This window comes from Cellulosimicrobium cellulans (genome assembly GCF_024124905.1).
In the GTDB taxonomy this organism is placed as follows: Bacteria; Actinomycetota; Actinomycetes; order Actinomycetales; family Cellulomonadaceae; genus Cellulosimicrobium; species Cellulosimicrobium cellulans_G.
The window spans coordinates 770,032-784,371 of the sequence record NZ_JAMXST010000003.1 but is presented as its reverse complement, the minus strand read 5'-3'; the positions used below and the strand labels follow the sequence as shown (position 1 = coordinate 784,371).

The 14,340-nt window shown below is 74.5% G+C and carries 13 protein-coding genes and 1 tRNA gene; 3 read left to right on the top strand and 11 right to left on the bottom strand.

Annotation, left to right across the window (positions count from 1 at the left end; all coding sequences use genetic code 11):
• Positions 1 to 25: 25 nt before the first annotated feature.
• Positions 26 to 1,636, top strand: a complete 1,611-nt coding sequence (locus NHH00_RS12130; RefSeq protein ID WP_253052408.1) for an AlkA N-terminal domain-containing protein — start codon at positions 26 to 28, stop codon at positions 1,634 to 1,636.
• Positions 1,633 to 2,199 carry a methylated-DNA--[protein]-cysteine S-methyltransferase gene (locus NHH00_RS12125; protein ID WP_253052406.1) on the top strand — a complete coding sequence of 189 codons (567 nt, stop codon included), beginning with the start codon at positions 1,633 to 1,635 and terminating at the stop codon, positions 2,197 to 2,199. The genes NHH00_RS12130 and NHH00_RS12125 overlap by 4 nt, the downstream gene beginning before the upstream one ends.
• An 81-nt stretch (positions 2,200 to 2,280) precedes the next feature.
• Here the strand turns inward: NHH00_RS12125 and NHH00_RS12120 are convergent, their stop codons facing one another.
• The 10 genes from NHH00_RS12120 to NHH00_RS12075 all read right to left on the bottom strand — a co-directional run bounded on the left by NHH00_RS12120 (position 2,281) and on the right by NHH00_RS12075 (position 12,661).
• The gene (locus NHH00_RS12120; RefSeq protein ID WP_253052404.1) at positions 2,281 to 3,273 is read right to left on the bottom strand and encodes a cation diffusion facilitator family transporter; all 993 of its coding nucleotides are present in this window, start codon (positions 3,271 to 3,273) and stop codon (positions 2,281 to 2,283) included.
• A 95-nt stretch (positions 3,274 to 3,368) separates the two neighbouring features.
• A complete protein-coding gene (gene mnhG, locus NHH00_RS12115) occupies positions 3,369 to 3,797 on the bottom strand; it encodes a monovalent cation/H(+) antiporter subunit G (protein ID WP_253052402.1) in 429 nt (142 codons plus the stop codon).
• Entirely contained in the window at positions 3,797 to 4,204 is a 408-nt protein-coding gene (locus NHH00_RS12110) for a monovalent cation/H+ antiporter complex subunit F (RefSeq protein WP_087470905.1), read from the bottom strand. The genes mnhG and NHH00_RS12110 overlap by 1 nt, the downstream gene beginning before the upstream one ends.
• Positions 4,201 to 4,800: a Na+/H+ antiporter subunit E gene (locus NHH00_RS12105; RefSeq protein ID WP_253052400.1), complete on the bottom strand. Its 600-nt coding sequence runs from the start codon at positions 4,798 to 4,800 to the stop codon at positions 4,201 to 4,203. Before NHH00_RS12105 ends, NHH00_RS12110 begins: the two co-directional genes overlap by 4 nt.
• Positions 4,797 to 6,395 carry a Na+/H+ antiporter subunit D gene (locus NHH00_RS12100; protein WP_253052398.1) on the bottom strand — a complete coding sequence of 533 codons (1,599 nt, stop codon included), beginning with the start codon at positions 6,393 to 6,395 and terminating at the stop codon, positions 4,797 to 4,799. Before NHH00_RS12100 ends, NHH00_RS12105 begins: the two co-directional genes overlap by 4 nt.
• The gene (locus tag NHH00_RS12095; RefSeq protein WP_253052396.1) at positions 6,392 to 6,976 is read right to left on the bottom strand and encodes a Na(+)/H(+) antiporter subunit C; all 585 of its coding nucleotides are present in this window, start codon (positions 6,974 to 6,976) and stop codon (positions 6,392 to 6,394) included. Before NHH00_RS12095 ends, NHH00_RS12100 begins: the two co-directional genes overlap by 4 nt.
• Before the next feature lie 11 nt (positions 6,977 to 6,987).
• Entirely contained in the window at positions 6,988 to 10,047 is a 3,060-nt protein-coding gene (locus tag NHH00_RS12090) for a Na+/H+ antiporter subunit A (protein WP_253052394.1), read from the bottom strand.
• 204 nt (positions 10,048 to 10,251) lie between these two features.
• Positions 10,252 to 11,325, bottom strand: coding sequence for a hypothetical protein (locus NHH00_RS12085; protein ID WP_253052392.1), 1,074 nt, complete (start codon positions 11,323 to 11,325; stop codon positions 10,252 to 10,254).
• A 65-nt stretch (positions 11,326 to 11,390) separates the two neighbouring features.
• Entirely contained in the window at positions 11,391 to 11,966 is a 576-nt protein-coding gene (dcd, locus tag NHH00_RS12080; RefSeq protein ID WP_141390646.1) for a dCTP deaminase, read from the bottom strand.
• A 107-nt stretch (positions 11,967 to 12,073) separates the two neighbouring features.
• Positions 12,074 to 12,661: a TM2 domain-containing protein gene (locus NHH00_RS12075; protein ID WP_253052390.1), complete on the bottom strand. Its 588-nt coding sequence runs from the start codon at positions 12,659 to 12,661 to the stop codon at positions 12,074 to 12,076.
• A 156-nt stretch (positions 12,662 to 12,817) separates the two neighbouring features.
• Here NHH00_RS12075 and NHH00_RS12070 point away from each other — a divergent pair.
• Positions 12,818 to 12,888 (top strand) — tRNA-Gly (locus tag NHH00_RS12070).
• 142 nt (positions 12,889 to 13,030) lie between these two features.
• On the opposite strand, the gene NHH00_RS12065 is transcribed toward NHH00_RS12070, so the two are convergent.
• A complete protein-coding gene (locus NHH00_RS12065) occupies positions 13,031 to 14,326 on the bottom strand; it encodes an AGE family epimerase/isomerase (protein ID WP_253052388.1) in 1,296 nt (431 codons plus the stop codon).
• Positions 14,327 to 14,340: the final 14 nt, after the last annotated feature.

Sequence of the window (14,340 nt, the reverse complement as noted above, 5' to 3'; positions counted from 1 at the left end):
GGGTTCGTCGGGTGAGGATCGAGGCATGACCACGACCCTCGCGACCCCCCGAACGACGGCGGACCCCGTCTTCGCGGAGCGCTACCGCGCCATCGCGTCGCGCGACCGCCGGTTCGACGGGCAGTTCATCACGGCGGTGAGCAGCACGGGCATCTACTGCCGGCCGTCGTGCCCGGCACGGACGCCCAAGCCGGAGAACGTCACGTTCTACCTCACGTCCGCGGCCGCGCACGAGGCCGGCTACCGCGCGTGCAAGCGGTGCCTGCCGGAGGCCGTCCCCGGCACGCCGAGCTGGGACCTCGGGCACGACCTCTCCGCCCGCGCGATGCGCCTCGTCGCCGACGGGGTCGTGGACCGCGAGGGGGTCGACGGCCTCGCCGCGCGGCTCGGGTACTCGGCCCGGCACGTGCACCGTGTGCTCGTCACGGAGCTGGGCGCCGGTCCCGTCGCGCTCGCCCGCGCGCTGCGCGCCCAGACCGCGCGCGCCCTGCTCACGGGCACCGACCTCCGGCTCGCCGACGTCGCGTTCGCCGCGGGCTTCGGCAGCGTCCGGCAGTTCAACGACACGATCACCGAGGTCTTCGACACCACGCCCAGCGAGCTGCGCCGTCGGGCCCGGCCCGGCCGCCCGACCCCTCCGCGCGGCGGCGCGGGCGTGCGCGTCCCCGACGACGCTCGTGCCGTCCGGGACGACGGCGGCACCACCGCGGTGCTCGACCTCACGCTCCCCCTGCGCGAGCCGTTCGACGCACGCGGCGTGTTCGCGTTCCTGGCGGCCCGCGCCGTCGACGGCGTCGAGGTCGCGGACCTCACCGGACCCCTCCTGTCGTACGCGCGCACGCTCGCGCTGCCGCACGGGCCGGGCGCGTTCCGCGCGACGTACGGCCCGCCGCCGGGGCGCACCCGCGGCGCGGCGCGGTTCCACGTCGAGCTCGAGCTCACGTCCGTGGCCGACCTGCCCGCGGCGATCGCCCGGGTCCGCCGCCTGTTCGACCTCGACGCCGACCCCGCGGCCGTGGACGCCGCCCTCGCCACCGACCCGGCGCTCGCCGCGTCGGTGCGCGCCGTGCCCGGCATCCGCGTCCCGGGCGCGGTGGACGCGACGGAGATCCTCGTCCGCGCGCTCGTGGGACAACAGATCTCCGTCGCCGCCGCGCGCACGCACCTGTCGCGGCTCGCCGTCGCGCTCGGCACGCCGTTCGCGTCCCGGTTCGGGCCGACCCGCCTCTTCCCGACGCCGGCGCAGCTCGCCGACGGCGGAGCCGACCACGTGCGCGGGCCGGCGCGGCGCACGGCCGCGATCCTCGGCGTCGCCCGGGCCCTCGCGGACGGCGCGCTCGCGCTGTCCCCCGCCGACGACCCGGCGGCCCAGTGCGCGGCGCTCGAGGCGATGCCCGGCGTCGGCCCGTGGACGTCCGGGTACGTCGCGATGCGCGTCCTGCACGACCCCGACGTCCTGCTCGACGGCGACCTCGCCCTCCGCGCGGGCGCCGCGGCGCTCGGTCTGCCCGACGAGCGTCGCGCGCTCGCCGCGCACGCCGAGCGTTGGGCGCCGTGGCGCTCGTACGCCGCGATGCACCTGTGGCGCGCCGCGACTCCCCGACCCTCGTCCGACCCCACGAAGGAGACCCCGTGACCACCGCACCCACCGCCCCCGCGACCTCCGCGACCGCCGTGACGACGACCGTCGAGACGCCCGACGGTCCGTTCACCGTCGTCGTCGACCCCGACGGCACGGTCCTCGCCTCCGGCTGGACGGCCGAGCCCGCGGCGCTCGTCGCGCTCGTCCACCCCGACCTGCGTCCCGCGGACGTCTCGACCGTGCCCGACGACGCGCCCGCCGTCGTCCCGGCCGTCGCCGCGGTCCGCGCGTACTACGCGGGCGACGTGCACGCGATCGACGCCGTCCCCGTGCGCCAGGTCTCGGGCCCGTACCGTGCGCACGCGTGGGACGTGCTGCGCACGGTCGAGCCGGGCGACCCCGTCACCTACACCCGGTACGCCGAGCTGTCGGGGCGGCCCGCCGCCGTGCGCGCCGCTGCGGGCGCGTGCGCGATGAACGCCGCCGCGCTGTTCGTCCCGTGCCACCGCGTGCTGCGCACGGACGGCAGCCTCGGCGGGTTCCGCTACGGCCTCGAGGTCAAGCGCAGCCTGCTCGACCGCGAGGCCCGCGCGACGGGGGCGCCGTCGCTCCTCTGAGCACCCCCTGAGCCGAACCCGGGGTCGCTCCCCGGCTCGGCGTCGAACAGGGGAGAAACCCCGGGTTCGGCACCGTCAGGGTCAGGAGATCGACGGCTCCTCGGGGGCCGAGACGGTGAAGACCGCGCCCGCGATGAGCGGCACGGACGTCACGCGGCGCTCGAGGTCGTCGAGGCGGCGCGCGACCGTCGTCTCGGTCTCGTCGCCGCGGAGGTCGACGCTCGCCACGAGGTAGAGCGCGCGCGGGCCCACGTACTCGAGCCGCAGGTAGGTCACGCGCTCGACCTCCGGCAGGTCCCGGATGCCCTGCAGGACCGCGGCCCGCGTCGCGGGCAGCGCGGCCTCGCCGACGAGGAACCGGCGGTTGCGGTCGATGAGCACGACCGACACCACCGCGAGCACGAGGCCGACGACGATCGACCCGATCGCGTCCGGGACGGGAGAGCCGGTGAGCTGGTGCGCGAGCACCCCGCCGAACGCGACGACGAGGCCGACCAGGGCGGCGGCGTCCTCCGCGTACACGGCCCGCAGCGTGGGGTCGGAGGTGACGAGCACGTGGTGCAACGTGTCCCGGTCGGCGGCCCGCGCCTCGTCGCGCGCCTGGCGCCGGGCGCGGAGGAACGACACGCCCTCCAGGACGAACGCGAGCGCCAGCACCGCGTAGGCGACGACGAAGTCGTCCGCTGGCTCGGGGTGCACGAGCTCCTGGATGCCGTGCGTGATCGAGACCCCCGCACCGACGGCGAACAGACCGATCGCCGCGAACATCGACCACACGTACGCCTCGCGGCCGAACCCGAGCGGGTGCTCGGCGTCGGCGGGGCGCCGCGAGCGCTTGTCGGCGACGAGCAGGAAGACCTCGTTGCCGGTGTCCGCCCACGAGTGCACGGCCTCGGCGAGCATCGACGCCGACCCGGTGATCGTCGCGGCGACGGTCTTGGCGCCCGCGACGAGCGCGTTCGCGAGGAACGCGACGACGACGGTGACGGTGCTCTCTCCGCCGTCCTCCGGCCGGGCGACCCGCGGGTTGCGCGACTCCGGCTGCGGCGGGGCGGGCGTGGGGGCGTCGGCCATGCAGCCGGTCTACCAGCCGCGCCCGCGGCCCGCGCGCGGAGCAGCGAACGACCGTCGAGCGCTCCGGCCGTCGGCCGCAGGTCCGGACGAGCGCGTCAGCGCTCCGAGGTGTCGGCCCCGGCAGCGGGCCCGACGTCCTCGTGCTCGCCCGAGTCCTCGCGCTCGGCCGCGTCCTGGTCGCGCGTGAGCTCGTCCACGACGAGCAGGTCCGTGCGCACCTTGCCGGTCCGGTACCCGGCGCGACCGACCATGTGCGCCGCGACCGGCGACGTGAGGAGCTGGAAGATCACGACGAGGAACAGCGTCGCGACGGCGCCCCACGAGCGCAGCCGCAGGCTCAGGCCCGCGAGCACGAGGATGAGCCCCAGGACCTGCGGCTTCGTCGCGGCGTGCATGCGCGCGAGCAGGTCGGGGAAGCGGACGACGCCGACCCCCGCGGCGAACGCGAGGAACGCGCCGCTCAGCAGGAAGACGGCCGAGACGACGTCGGCCAGGGTGTCCCAGAAGCTGGTCGCCGGGTCCATCAGCGCACCTCCCCCTCGGGCGCGCCGCCGTGGTGCTCGGGGTCCACGGCGGAGTCGCGGTCGGCCTCCTCGGCCTCGCGGCGCGCGGCGTCCTCCGCGGCGACCTCGTCGGCCGTGCGGATGCGGCCCTCGTCCTCGGGCTCGACGGACGCGAAGCGCGCGATCGTCACCGAGCCCACGAACCCGACGAGGGACAGCACGACGAGGATCGGGATGGTGTCCGTGCGCCGCGAGAACGCGGCCTCGAGCGCGATCGCGCCGACGAGAGTCGTCGTGAAGACGTCGAGCGCGATGGTGCGGTCGAGCATCGACGGGCCGCGCTCGGCGCGCACGATCGCGAGGCTCGCGCCGACCGCGAGGAGCGCGGCAGACGCGATCACGACGACGAGGTAGACGGTGTCGCTCATGCCTCGGCCACCTCTCGCTCCGACGGTTCGCGGTACAGGCCGGCGGCGCGCAGCTCGTCGTTGGACGCGAGCGCGTGCAGCACGCGGGCCTCCAGGGCGAGCGTGTCCTGGCGGACCTTCTCCACCCCGCCCGCCGTCTCGACGTCGAGCACGTGCAGGTAGAGCATCCCCGTGAGCCGGTGCGCCTCGACGACGATGGAGCCGGGCACGAGCGAGGAGAGCTCGGCCGTGATCGTCAGGTAGATGTCCGACGGGTTGCGCAGCCGCACGCCCACGACGGCGCCGCGCGGCGTGTGGCGGGGCGTGAGGGCGAGCAGGCTCACCTGGAACGAGGCGACGACGAGGTCGGCGACGAAGCGCCCGACGAGCACGGCGAACGGCCACGGCCGGAGCTTCCCGCGCGCCGCGATCGACGGCAGCGGGAAGAACGTGATGACGGCGAAGCCGAGGATCACGCCCGCGAGGACGTTGCCCCACGACAGGTCGCCCCAGAGCATGACCCAGACGAGCGTCAGCCACAGGATCGTGCGCCACTGCGTGGTGACGCGCGCGAACCAGCCGGAGGCGAGCGCGCGACGGCGGCGGTGCAGGCTCATCCGTCCCCACCCCCGGTCGTCGTGGCGGGCTCCGTGCCGTCCGACTCGCCCGTCGCGACCTCGTTCGACTCGCCCTGCCCGCGGTCGGAGTCGCCCGGGAACACCGCGTCGACGTACGTGTGGCCGTCGAGGAGCGTCGTGGCCGCGCGCTCGGTGTACGAGTAGAGCGGGCCGGCCACCACGGTGAGCGCGAGGCCGAACGCGACGAGCGCCGTCGCCGGCCCGACCATGCCGCGCGGGAGGCGCGCGTCCGCAGGGATCTCCACGGGCGCCGTCTGCCAGAACGCCTTGTTCCACGCCTTGACGATCGCGTACAGCGTGAGGAGCGACGTGACGACCGACCCGACGACGAGCGCCCACGTGAGCGGGGTGCCCTGCGCGACGCCCTCCTCCAGCAGGCCCACCTTGCCGAGGAAGCCGGACAGCGGCGGGATCCCGGCGAGGTTCATCGCGGGGATGAAGAACAGGATCGCGAGCCCGGGCGCGAGCTTGGCGAGGCCGCCGAGCCGGTCGAGCGAGGTCGACCCGCCGCGGCGTTCCACGAGGCCCACCACGAGGAACAGCGTCGTCTGGACGGTGATGTGGTGCACGACGTAGAAGATGGCGGCCGCCATGCCCGGCTCGGACGCGAGCGCGATGCCGAAGATCATGTAGCCGATGTGGCTCACGAGCGTGAACGACAGGAGTCGCTTGATGTCGTTCTGCGCGACGGCGCCGAGGATCCCGACGACCATCGTGAGCAGCGCGAGCCACATGAGCACGTCGTCGACCACGCTGTCCTCGGGGAACAGCAGCGTCTGCGTGCGGATGATCGCGTAGACGCCGACCTTCGTGAGCAGGCCGGCGAACACCGCCGTGACGGGCGCGGGCGCGGTCGGGTACGAGTCGGGCAGCCACGCGGACAGCGGGAAGATCGCCGCCTTGATGCCGAACGCGAGCAGCAGCAGGAGCTGGATCGTGAGCGCCATGCCCGGGTCGATCTCCCCGTAGCGCTCGGAGAGCTGGGCGAGGTTCACGGTGCCCGTCGCCGCGTAGGTCAGCGCGATCGCGACGAGGAACACGATGGACGACAGCAGTGCCACGACGACGTAGATCGACCCGGCGCGGATGCGCTCGCCCGTGCCGCCGAGCGTCAGGAGCACGTAGCTCGCGGCGAGGAAGATCTCGAACCCGACGTAGAGGTTGAACAGGTCGCCCGAGAGGAACGCGTTGAACACCCCCGCGGCGAGCACCATGAACGTCGGGTGGTAGATCGCGACCGGCGCCTCCTCGTCGCCGTCCGCCACGCCCTGCGCGAGCGAGTACAGCAGGACGCACAGCATGACGAAGCTCGAGACCACGAGCATGAGCGACGAGAGCCGGTCCGCGACGAGGTCGATGCCGACCGGGGCGGCCCAGCCGCCGACGTCGACGACGATCGGACCGGAGTCGGCCGCGACGAGCAGCCCCACCGACGCCGCGAGGACGAGCGCGAGCGCGGCGACCGTGATGAGCCGCTGGGCGCGCGGGTGGCGCCACAGCGCGAGCGCGGCGCCCGCCGCGACGAGCGGGAGGACGACGGGCAGCGGGACGAGCGCCGCGGCGGTGAGGCTCATCGCGGCTCCTTCCCGTCGTCGCTGCGGTCGTCAGGTCGTGGGTCGTCCGGGCGGTCGGGCCGGGCGGCGTCGTCGTCCGGCGCGGCCGGGGACGACGGCGGTTCCTGCCCGTCGGTGATCCCGTCGCCGTCGCCGTCGGTCTCGTCGCGGACCTCGGCGGCCTCGTCGTCCAGGCTCGCGCCGCTCTCCTCCGTGTCCGCGTCCTCGAACGCGGGGGCGTTGCGCGCGGCGTGCCGCGCGACGCGGCGGTCCTCGAGGTCGTCCTGCACCTCGTCGTGGCCGTGGAGCTGCCACGACCGGTACGCCATCGCGAGCACGAACGCCGTGATGCCGAGCGTGATGACGATCGCGGTGAGCACCATCGCCTGGACGAGCGGGTCGCTCATCTCGTCCTCGGGCGTCGTGCCGATGAGGGGCGCGCCCCCGGCGCGCCCGCCCGCGACGAGGAACAGCAGGTTCGCGCCGTTGCCCATGAGGATGAAGCCGAGCAGGACGCGCGTGAGGCTGCGCTCCAGCAGCAGGTAGACGCCCGCCGCGAAGAGCACGCCGATCGCGAGCACGAGGACGACGCTCGGGGTCATGTCGATGACGTTCACCGGCGGCCGCCCCCGATCGAGTCGGGCTCCATGGCCTCGAACGGCCCGGTGTCCTCGCCCGGCTCGCGCCCGGCGGCGGCGCGCTCGGCGTGCCGGTCGATCTCCGCCCCCAGGGTGCGCAGGATGTCGAGGACGAGGCCCACGACGACGAGGAACACGCCGACGTCGAAGAACAGCGACGTGACGAGGTGGATCTCCCCCACCAGCGGCAGCGCGATGTCGTACGCGTCGCTGCCGAGCACGTTGCCGGTGAGCAGGAACGCGACGAGCCCCACGCCCGCGGACAGGAACAGGCCCGTGCCGAGCAGCAGGCCCGGGTGGACCGGCGCCGCCTCGCCGAGCTCGTAGCGACCGCCCGCGAGGTAGCGCACGATGAGCGCGATCCCGACGACCAGCCCGGCCGCGAACCCGCCACCGGGCGCGTTGTGGCCGGAGAACAGCAGGAAGAGCGCGAAGACGATCATCGCGTGGAACAGCACGCGCGTGACGACCTCGAAGATCACCGAGCGTCTCTGGGGCGCGAGCGTGCGCCCCGCGCTGAGCCACACGAGCATGCGCGGCTGGTCCTTCTCGGTGACGCCGCGGCGGCGCAGCGCCGCGCCCGGGTCCGCGCTGCCCTCGCTCCAGACGCCCGAGCCGGACGCCGTCGTCGCGGGCTTCGCGCCCGAGGCGCGCAGGATCTCCCCGCTGCGCGTGCGCAGGAACACCAGCGACGCGACACCCGTGGCCGCGGCCAGCAGGACGGAGATCTCGCCCATCGTGTCCCACGCGCGGATGTCGACGAGCGTCACGTTGACGATGTTCTTGCCGTGCCCGAACTCGTACGCCTCGGCCGGGAAGTCGACGGAGATCGGCGTCGCGACCCGCGCGAGCGGCGCCACGACCGCGAAGCCCATCATGACGACGGCGACGGCCAGGCCGATGCCCAGGCGCACCCAGCGGCTCGCGGCGAGCGGCCGGTTGGAGAAGTACGCGGGCAGGCGCCGCAGCACGAGCACCATGACGACGAGCGTGATCGTCTCGACGAGGACCTGCGTGAGCGCGAGGTCGGGCGCGCCGTGCAGGAGGAAGAGGACGGCGTTGCCGTACCCCGCGATGCCGACGAGGATCACGGCCTTGAGGCGGCGGCGCGAGCGCGCGGCGAGCACCGACGCGACGCAGATCGCGGCGACCGCGACGAGCTGCGCGGGGCGGTCCCACGCCTTGAGCTGCTCGGGCCACGCCGTCTGCGCGACCATGACGACCCCCGGCCCCAGCACGAGGACGACGAGGATCGCGCCGAGGTAGAACGGCAGCGAGCCACGCTGGGTGACCGCGGTGACGTCGGCCGCGAGGTCGTCGAGCTTGCGCATGACCTTGCGGTACGTGACGTCGGCCTCCGGGCCGGTCCACAGCGACGCCTGGAAGCGCTCGACGCGCGCCCGCTGCCAGAACAGCACGACGCCGACCGCGAGGACGAGGACGGTGAGCGCGAGCGCGGGGGTGAAGCCCGCCCATAGGACGAGGTGCCCGGGCTCGCCCACGGGATACGTGTCCGCGTAGGGCGCGAGGAGGTCCTCACCGAAGTGGGGAACGAGCGCCGTCGCGAGGCCCAGGACGGCGAGCACGACGGCCGGGCTCACGAGCAGGAACGGCTGGCGATGGATCCGCGCGGGGTCGATCGGCGGCTCGTCCGCCGCGACGGCGGGGCCGCGCGCGGCGAGCGCGCGCAGGTTCACGTGCTCGTTGGCCCGCGCCGGGGGCGTGCCGAGGTGCGGCTTGGACGCGAACGCGCCCCACCAGAACCGGATCCCGTAGGCGACCGTGAACATCGACCCGACGACGACGGCCCACAGGACCACCGTGTCGACCCAGACGGGCCCCGAGCCGTGCAGGAGCGACTCGAGCGCCGCCTCCTTCGCGACGTAGCCCGCGAACGGCGGGAGCCCGATCATCGAGGCGGTCGCGAGCCCGCCCGCGACCGCCGTCCACGGGAGAGCCTTGCCCACGCCCGTGAGGCGACGCAGGTCGCGCGTCCCGGTCGCGGCGTCGACGACGCCGACCACGAGGAACAGCGACGCCTTGAACATCGCGTGCGCGCCGATCATCGCGAGACCGGCGAGCGCTGCCCCGCGCGTCCCGAGGCCGACGAGCAGGATGATGAGGCCGAGCTGGCTCACCGTGCCGAACGCGAGCACGAGCTTGAGGTCGTACTGGCGCAGCGCGCGGTAGCCGCCCACGAGCAGGGTGCCCGCTCCGAGCGCGATGACCATCGACCGCCACACGGTCGTGTCGGAGTAGGCGGGCGCGAACCGCGCGACGAGGTAGACGCCGGCCTTGACCATCGCGGCCGCGTGCAGGTAGGCGCTCACCGGGGTCGGCGCGGCCATCGCCGCGGGCAGCCAGAAGTGCAGGGGGATCAGCGCGGACTTGCTCGCCGCGCCCACCAGGAGGCACACGATCGCGGCCGTCACCGCGCCGCCCGTGGGCGGGTCGGCGATGATCTCCGACATCCGGAAGGTCCCGCCCTGGACCCCGAGGATCACGACGCCCACGAGCATCGCCAGACCGCCGGCCGTCGTCACGACGATCGCCTGCATCGCGGCGCGCCGGCTCGCCTTGCGATCGGCGTAGTGCCCGATGAGGAGGTAGGAGAAGACGGTCGTGAGCTCCCAGAAGACGAACAGGAGCAGCATGTCGTCCGCGGTGACGAGCCCGACCATGGCCCCGGCGAACGCCGTGAGGACGCCGCCGAACCGCCGCAGGCCCTGCGCGGTGGGCGAGAAGTAGGCCGAGCAGTAGACGAGGACGAGAGCGCCGACGCCGCCGACGAGCAGCAGCATGAGCCACGACAGCGTGTCCATGCGGAAGGCGAGCTCGAGGCCCAGGCCCGGCACCCACTCGACGACCTGGGTGGGGTGCTCCCCCGCCATCACGCGCTCGGTCCAGGCGAGCGCGTAGACGGCCGCCGACGCCGGCGCGAGCGCCATGACGAGGAACGCCCGGCGGCCGAGGAGCGAGACGAGTGCGGGCGCGCCCAGTGCCATCACGAGATGAGCAACGAGCACGTAGAGCACGGGCCGCTCCGTCCGGGTCGGGGGCGGGGTGGGCAGGCAGAGCCGGGGTTCTTGCTGGACTTGTCATCGTCGCACCCGCGGAAGGGAGTCGCAGGGCACGACAGTTCACGGCGACGGCGATGCCGTGCCGAGGATCATTTTACCGACTCCCCAGCCCTCCACCGGCCCCGCAGGCCGGACCGTGACCGATTCCTCAGTCTCCCGTCACAGATCCTCGGGGTCCACGAGGAACTCCGCCTCGTCCGCGATCTCGCCCCCGACGGCGTCGTGCAGCGTCCGCGCGATCTGCGCGACGACCTGCGCCGCACGCTTGCGCGCGACCTGGTGGTCGAGCGACGGCTGCTCCTGCTGCGACTCGACGAGGTCGCGCGGCTCCCACCGCACCCGGTAGCTCACGGCGCCGTCGGCCGTCCACGGCAGGCCGCGCAGCAGCAGCGGCAGGGCCTCCTCGCCGCCCACCTCCACCGCGACGAGCCCGTCCATGCCGAGGTCGACGATCAGCCCGTACCCGTCGAGGACCGCACCCGTCGTCAGCGCCTTGATGTCGACGTCGTCGGCGGCCGCGTGGATCGCGCGCCGGAGCGCGGGGTCCATCTTCTCGCCCGGGTAGAGCGGCAGGTCCGCGATGCCCTTCGGCGGCCCCTCGTACGACTTGCCCTCGGTCGCGAGCCGCGTCCGGGGGTGCAGCCGCGCGACGAGCGCGAGCGCGGCGTTGGGGTCCAGCCAGACGTCCGAGTAGAGGGTCATGTCGATCGCGACGCCCGGGTCGGGCGTGAGGACGACGCCCGGGCCGGCCGGGTTCCCGACGTCGGTCCGCACCGACCCGCCGAGCCTGCGCGCCGCCGCGACGAGGAACGCCACGACCCGCTCCTCCTCCCGCACCGGCAGCCCGCCGGGGAAGGCGCGGCCGATCCCGTCGCGGTCTCCGCCCCCCGGGTAGGGGACGTCGCCACGCTCGCGCGGGCACACGACGTCGAACACGAGCGTCGTGCCCGGCGGCAGGCCGGCCCCGGACCCCGCGTACGGCCCCGTGATCGTCGTGTGACGCGACGTGCGCAGCACGCCCGGCGCCCCCGGGGCCGCGGTGCGGGCGGGCGGCACGAGCGGCTCGGTCCCCTCCGGCGCGACGTCCCAGCGCGCGCCCGCGAACCGCGAGAGAGCGAGCGTCTCGACCTCGTCCACGACGACGTCGGCCGGGAGCCCGAGCAGGTGCCGCGCCTGGTAGGACTGCGCGGCGCCGGGCCCGTCGGGGTGCGGCAGCGGCGGGAGCGGGCTCATGCGGTGCGGTCCTCCGGTCCTCGGGTCCTGCGGGGTCGAACGGCGTCCGACGCGGCGTGCCGCGCTCAGACGTCGGTGCGGTGGAAGCTCTGCCACGAGCGGGAGGCCGTCGGGCCGCGCTGGCCCTGGTAGCGGGAGCCGTAGACGCTCGAGCCGTACGGGTTCTCGGCGGGAGACGACAGGCGGAAGAAGCAGAGCTGCCCGATCTTCATGCCCGGCCACAGCGTGATCGGCAGCGTCGCGACGTTGCTCAGCTCGAGCGTCACGTGCCCGGAGAAGCCCGGGTCGATGAAGCCGGCCGTGGAGTGCGTGAGGAGGCCGAGCCGACCGAGGCTCGACTTGCCCTCGAGGCGCGCGGCGACGTCGTCGGGCAGGGTCACCGTCTCGAACGTCGACCCGAGCACGAACTCCCCCGGGTGCAGCACGAACGGCTCCGCCGGGTCGACCTCGACCAGGCGCGTGAGGTCCGGCTGGTCCTGCGACGGGTCGATGAACGGGTACTTGTGGTTGTCGAACAGCCGGAAGAACCGGTCGAGTCGCACGTCGATGCTCGACGGCTGGAGCATCGACGGGTCGTACGGCTCGAGCTGGACGCGCCCGGCGTCGAGCTCGGCCCGGATGTCGCGGTCGGAGAGCAGCACGGCCCCACGCTAGCCGACGCCGGCGCCCGCCAGGACCGGTCGCCGAACCCTGGATCGCTCCCCGGGAACGCGTCGCCGTGGGGAACGGTCCAGGGTTCGGCGCGGCGTCAGGCGCGCAGCGGGCGGCCCGTCGAGTCGACCGAGTAGTAGCCCGTCTTCGAGGTCAGGTAGAGGATGCCCTCGACGAGGCCCCAGATCGCGATGACCGGCGCGGCGAAGCCGAACGACAGCACCGACACGAGCAGCATCGTCAGGCCGATGCCCGTGTAGCCGAGGTAGAACCGGTGGATACCGAGGCTCCCGACGAGGATCCCGAGCAGGCCCGCGGCGAGCCGGGACTTGGCCTGGGGGTCGTACGCCGGGTCGAAGCCGGGCTGCCCGTACCGGCCGGGCTGCGCGTACCCCGGCTGCTGGCCGTAGCCCTGCTGGGGGTAGCCCTGCTGGGGCGCCGCACCGTAGGCCGCGCCCTGCGGCTGGCCGTACCCCGGCTGCGCACCGGGCGTCCCGTACGGCCGCTGGCCGTAGGCGTCGCCGTAGCCCTGCTGCGACTGGCCGTACGCGTCGCCGTAGTCGGGCTGCTGGTCGTGGCCCGGCGCTGCGCCCGACGGCGTCGCCCCGCCCCCGTAGACCGGGTCGCCCGGGGCCGGGGTCCCCTGCGCGGGGTCGGGCTGCTGCTGGTACGGGTTCTCGGACAAGGCTGCTCCTCGGGCGGCGCGCGGCACGTCGGCGCGGTACTGGGTCGTGGTGCGGTCGGGTTCTGGCATCACCGGCGACGTCCGCTATGATCGGGGCGCGCGCTGGTTCGCCGAGGATCCTCCCAGAGGGCCCGGGGCGGACGCCACCGGCGCCGCGCGGGTGTAGTTCAATGGTAGAACTTCAGCTTCCCAAGCTGACAGCGCGGGTTCGATTCCCGTCACCCGCTCAGCGCTCGAGAGCCCCGCACCGGTCCGGTGCGGGGCTCTCGTCGTCGTTGTCCGGCAGAGGACGGCGCCGAGCCCGGGGTTGCTCCCCACGGCGACGGTGACGTGGGGAACGACCCCGGGCTCGGCGGTCTGGGTGGGCGATCAGCCCAGGATGCTGCCCGCGGCCTTGGCCGATGCGGCGAGCGAGCCCGTCAGGGGCAGGTCCGGGAGGATCACGGCCTGGGCGGCGTGGTAGACGTCGGGCTTGCCGACCCACGTGACGCCGTCGGGGCGGTTGGACGTGTCGAGCTCGTGGTGCCACGAGCCGCGCTCGGGGTCGACGAGGAACCTGTCGATCCACGCCCACCACCCCGCGGCGGCCTCGGCGAAGCGCGACTCCCCCGTGACCCGGCCGAGCACGTCGGCCGCGGCGACGGCCTCGGCCGCGACCCAGTGGTAGCGGCGCGGCTCGACGGGTACCCCGGACCAGTCGACGGTGTACACGAACCCGCCGCCGTGCTCGCCGTCCCAGCCGTCGGCGACGGCGCGGTCGAACAGCGCGACCGCGGCCTCGGTGCGCGCACCGGGCGTGCCGGCCGCGACGTCGACCTGCAGGACGAGGCGCGACCACTCGAGCCCGTGCCCCGGCGTCGACCCGTACGGCTTGAACGGGTCGCGCGGGCGGTCGGCGTTGTAGTCCGGCAGCGGGTTCCAGTCCGCGTCGAAGTGCTCGGGGATGCGCCACTCGTTCTCGCTCGCCCAGCCGATCACGCGGTCCGCGATCGACGCGGCGCGGCCGAGCCACTCGGCGTCGCCCGTCGCGTCGTGGGCCGCGAGCAGCGCCTCGACCGCGTGCATGTTGGCGTTGACCCCGCGGTACGCGTCGAGCGTGGTCCAGTCGCGCGACCACTCGTCCGCGTGCATCCGGGGCCCGGGCTCCCAGAACCGCTCGTCGAGCACGGCGAGCGCCGCGTCGAGCAGCTCGCGCGCGCCCTCGCGGCCCGCGATCGTCCCCGACGCCGCGGCGAGCACCACGAACGCGTGCGCGTACGCGCTCTTGGTGCCGTCGACCGCCCCCTCCTCCGTCGCAGCGAAGTCGCCGGGCCGCGGGCCCGGACCGCGCGAGGACACCCAGCCGCCGTACTCCGCGTCGACGAGCACGCCCCGCAGACCCCGCAGCGCCTTGTCCGCGAGCTCGCCCGCGCCGGGGACGCCGAGCAAGGACGAGAAGGCGTAGACGTGCGCCATGCGCGACGTGATCCACGTGTGCACCGGCCGCGCGAGGTCGGGGACGTCGTCGTCGTCGAGCCACTGCGCGGCGCCGTCCGACCGCAGCGAGGCCGCGCCGAAGTACAGGAGGTCGGCGAGCTGGTCGCGCCGCCACGCCGTGAGGTCGGCCGTGGGGTCGACCCGGGGGGCCGCTGCGGGCGAGGGCTGCTCGGACGGGTGCTCGGTCATGTCTCGGTCCTTCT

Excerpts from the sequence above, each read along its gene's own strand:
- NHH00_RS12130 (WP_253052408.1), top strand. The coding sequence starts at position 26 with ATGACCACGACCCTCGCGACCCCCCGAACGACGGCGGACCCCGTCTTC.
- NHH00_RS12120 (WP_253052404.1), bottom strand. The coding sequence starts at position 3,273 with ATGGCCGACGCCCCCACGCCCGCCCCGCCGCAGCCGGAGTCGCGCAAC.
- mnhG (WP_253052402.1), bottom strand. The coding sequence starts at position 3,797 with ATGGACCCGGCGACCAGCTTCTGGGACACCCTGGCCGACGTCGTCTCG.
- NHH00_RS12110 (WP_087470905.1), bottom strand. The coding sequence starts at position 4,204 with ATGAGCGACACCGTCTACCTCGTCGTCGTGATCGCGTCTGCCGCGCTC.
- NHH00_RS12105 (WP_253052400.1), bottom strand. The coding sequence starts at position 4,800 with ATGAGCCTGCACCGCCGCCGTCGCGCGCTCGCCTCCGGCTGGTTCGCG.
- NHH00_RS12100 (WP_253052398.1), bottom strand. The coding sequence starts at position 6,395 with ATGAGCCTCACCGCCGCGGCGCTCGTCCCGCTGCCCGTCGTCCTCCCG.
- NHH00_RS12095 (WP_253052396.1), bottom strand. The coding sequence starts at position 6,976 with ATGACCCCGAGCGTCGTCCTCGTGCTCGCGATCGGCGTGCTCTTCGCG.
- NHH00_RS12085 (WP_253052392.1), bottom strand. The coding sequence starts at position 11,325 with ATGAGCCCGCTCCCGCCGCTGCCGCACCCCGACGGGCCCGGCGCCGCG.
- NHH00_RS12065 (WP_253052388.1), bottom strand. The coding sequence starts at position 14,326 with ATGACCGAGCACCCGTCCGAGCAGCCCTCGCCCGCAGCGGCCCCCCGG.